A 2,910-nucleotide genomic window follows, 5' to 3' on the forward strand; every position below is an offset into this window, starting at 1 on the left:
CGGGACGGCACCGCGCTCTCCCCGGGTCAGGAGACGAACACCGCGAGGGACTTGGCGACGGGGCTGGCCTGGCCCGGGCGGACGCCGCGGCCCCGGGGGGCGGCGCCTCGCGGGATCAGGTCGCCTCGTTGTCGAAGGGCGGCTTCTCGCTCGGGTCGAGGCTCGCGGTCGCCGTCGCGTACGAGGGCTCGTCGTCGAAGACGCCCGTGTCGTTCTTCAGGTACGTGTCGTCGTCCTCGAACAGGTGCTTGCGGACGAACGTCTTCGGGTTGAGGTCGTTGAGGTCGAAGTCCTTGAACTCGGGGCCGAGGCCCTCCTGAAGGTCGGCCTTGGCGCTGTTGGCCATCTCGCGGAACTGCCGCAGCATCCGGCCGGCCTGCCCGGCGACCTGCGGCAGCTTGTCGCCGAAGATGACCAGGGCGAGGACGACGAGCACCGCCATCTCACCGAGTCCGACGTCGAACAACCCGTCCTCCACACACACGGCAGGCCGCGGCGCGACCGCCTGCACACGACCCGAAGGGGACCGGCCCAGAGACGGGCCGGTCCCCCCAGCGTATCCCCAGCCCGGATGAACCGGACTTGAACATCGGTGCCCTAGTCGGAGGCCAGGGTCACCTGCGCGGTGGCCTCCTTGCCGCCCCGCTGGTAGGTGAGGGTGACGCGGTCGCCCGGCGCCCGGCTGCGGATCTGCGCGATCAGGTCGGTGGCGTCCTCGATCGGCTTGTCGTCGACCTTGGTGATCACGTCGCCGGGCTTGAGGCCCGCCTTGTCCGCCGGGCCGCCCTTGGTCACCGGGTCCTGCCCGTTGACCGGCTGCTGCATGATCCGGGCGCCGCCCTCCTGGTAGCGGGGGTCGGGCAGCACGCCGAGCTTGGCCTGCTTGACGACGCCCGTCCGGATGATCTCCTCGGCGATCCGCTTGCCCTGGTTGATCGGGATCGCGAAGCCGAGGCCGATGCTGCCGCTCTGCTGCTCGCCGCCGAGGGACTGGCCGCCGAGCGTCGCGATCGCGGTGTTGATGCCGATCACGCGGCCCTTCGCGTCCACCAGCGGCCCGCCCGAGTTGCCCGGGTTGATCGCGGCGTCGGTCTGGATGGCGTTCAGGTAGGACGCGTCGCCGCCGCCCCCCTCGCCCCGCGTGGGCACGGCCCGGTTCAGCGAGCTGACGATGCCGGTGGTGACCGAGCCCTGCAGGCCGAGCGGCGAGCCGATCGCGATCACCGGGTCGCCGACGGCGATGGCGCTGGAGTCGCCGACCGGCAGCGGGGGCAGCGAGTGCTGGCCCTCGGGCTTGAGCACCGCGACGTCCGAGCTCGGGTCGGCGCCCTTGATCGTGGCGGGCAGCGTCTTCTTGTCGTTGAAGACGATCTGGATCTGGCCGCCCCCGCCGCCTCCGCCGGAGGCGACGTGGTTGTTGGTGATGACGTAGCCGCCGTTGACGATGAAGCCGGTGCCGCCGATCTCTCCCTGCGACGACTGCACGCGGATCATCACGACGCTCGGCAGCACCCGCTGCGCGACGCCCGCGACCGAGTCCGGCGGACGGTTCTGCACCTTGGTGTCGTTGCTGTCGCTGCCGCCGAGGCTCACCGAGCCGGGGTCGTCGGACCCGCCGGTGGCGATCACGCCGATCCCGGCGCCGACGGCCCCGGCCACCAGCGCGACGATCAGCGCGACGACGGCGAGGAGCCCGAGGCCCGGCCCGCCGCGCGACGACGACGGGGGCGCGGGGACGGGAGCCCAGTTGGGCCCGGTGCCGCCGGGCGGCATCCCGTACCCCGCCATCGGGCGGGGGCCCGGGCCGCCGGGCGGCGGCGGGCCGGGCGGCGCGGGCGGCGGGCCCATCGGCGGGCGGCCGGGGGCGGGCGGCGGCGGGCCCTGGTGGGACTGCTGCGGCCAGCCCCCGTACGGGCCGCCCTGCGCGGCCCTCGGGTCCTGGTTGTGCGGCACGAACCCGGGCCGCATCCGGTCGTCGGGCGCCTCCACGGGGGGCTTGTCGAGCGCGACGGGCGGCGGGGGCTGCGGCATGTCGCGCGGAGGGGCGTCCTGCAGCGGCACCTCCTGCGGCATGTCCGCGGCGGCCCCGGAGAGCACGTCCTCGCTGGTGTCGGGCGGGCCGCCGAGCGAGTCGGGGGGCGCGAACCCCCCGGCCACCAGACGGTCGCCCTCCTCGCCGGAGTCGCGCCCGTCGCCGCTCGCGGCGGCCTCGCCGCGGGCGGGTGCGGGCTCGGGGTCGTCGGCCTCGGGCTCGTCCGCCGGCTGCTCCCCGGGGATCCCCTGGTCGGTCACCGTCTCGGGAGGAGCCGCCGCCTCCTGCCGCTCAGGCTCCTGCCCGGGGGCGACGTCGTCGCCCTCCGACGGCGCCCTCACCGGGCCGCGGTTGTCTTCCGTCATCCCCATCTCTCCTACCGAGCATGGTCCTCGTTATCGGTGCACATGCTGCCCCGCGGGGCATGTGGCGAGCATAAGACTCGCCGCCAATACCCATAACTCGGGTCAATCGAACGGATTCACCGCCGATGCCAGGCGCCGGGCGCCGCGGGAGAGGCGCGTCCGGAACGGCACGGAGCCGCGCGGCATGTTCAGCGCCACCGCCGTGGCCGTGCTCTGCGGAGCGTCCGTCACGACGGTGTAGACGTAGCCGTTCCCGCCGGACACCGCCCAGCGCCTCAGGGACTCGCGGCGGTACACCGTCCGGCCCCGGCGGACGGTCCGCTGCCACCCGGCCATGCCGCGCTCGTCGAGGGCGCCGCGCTGCACGAACACCGACACGGCGGCGAGGCCGTCGGAGTAGCTGAGGTGCAGGGCGCCGCCGCCGCGCTCGCGGCGGGCCTCGTAGAGGGCGAGCCGTCCCGGCAGCTCCTTCGGGACGGGCCAGCCGCGCCCGCGCAGCCCGGCGAGGCCGGC

At 74.7% G+C, this 2,910-nt stretch carries 3 protein-coding genes; all 3 read right to left on the bottom strand.

Features of this window, described 5'->3' with window-relative positions:
• Positions 1-115 precede the first annotated feature (115 nt).
• Complete coding sequence (locus ABWI04_RS42360) at positions 116-466, bottom strand: sec-independent translocase (protein WP_345187832.1); 351 nt, start codon at positions 464-466, stop codon at positions 116-118.
• A 131-nt stretch (positions 467-597) separates the two neighbouring features.
• Positions 598-2,397, bottom strand: coding sequence for a S1C family serine protease (locus ABWI04_RS42365; protein WP_353835936.1), 1,800 nt, complete (start codon positions 2,395-2,397; stop codon positions 598-600).
• A gap of 102 nt (positions 2,398-2,499) precedes the next feature.
• A partial coding sequence (locus tag ABWI04_RS42370) for a MucB/RseB C-terminal domain-containing protein (RefSeq protein WP_353835937.1) occupies positions 2,500-2,910 on the bottom strand: 411 nt, incomplete at its 5' end.

Origin of the sequence: Actinomadura sp. NPDC000929, assembly GCF_040492065.1 — a bacterium.
Lineage (GTDB): Bacteria > Actinomycetota > Actinomycetes > Streptosporangiales > Streptosporangiaceae > Spirillospora > Spirillospora verrucosospora.

Coding starts and splice junctions, on each gene's coding strand:
- ABWI04_RS42365 (WP_353835936.1), bottom strand. CDS start 2,397: ATGACGGAAGACAACCGCGGCCCGGTGAGGGCGCCGTCGGAGGGCGAC.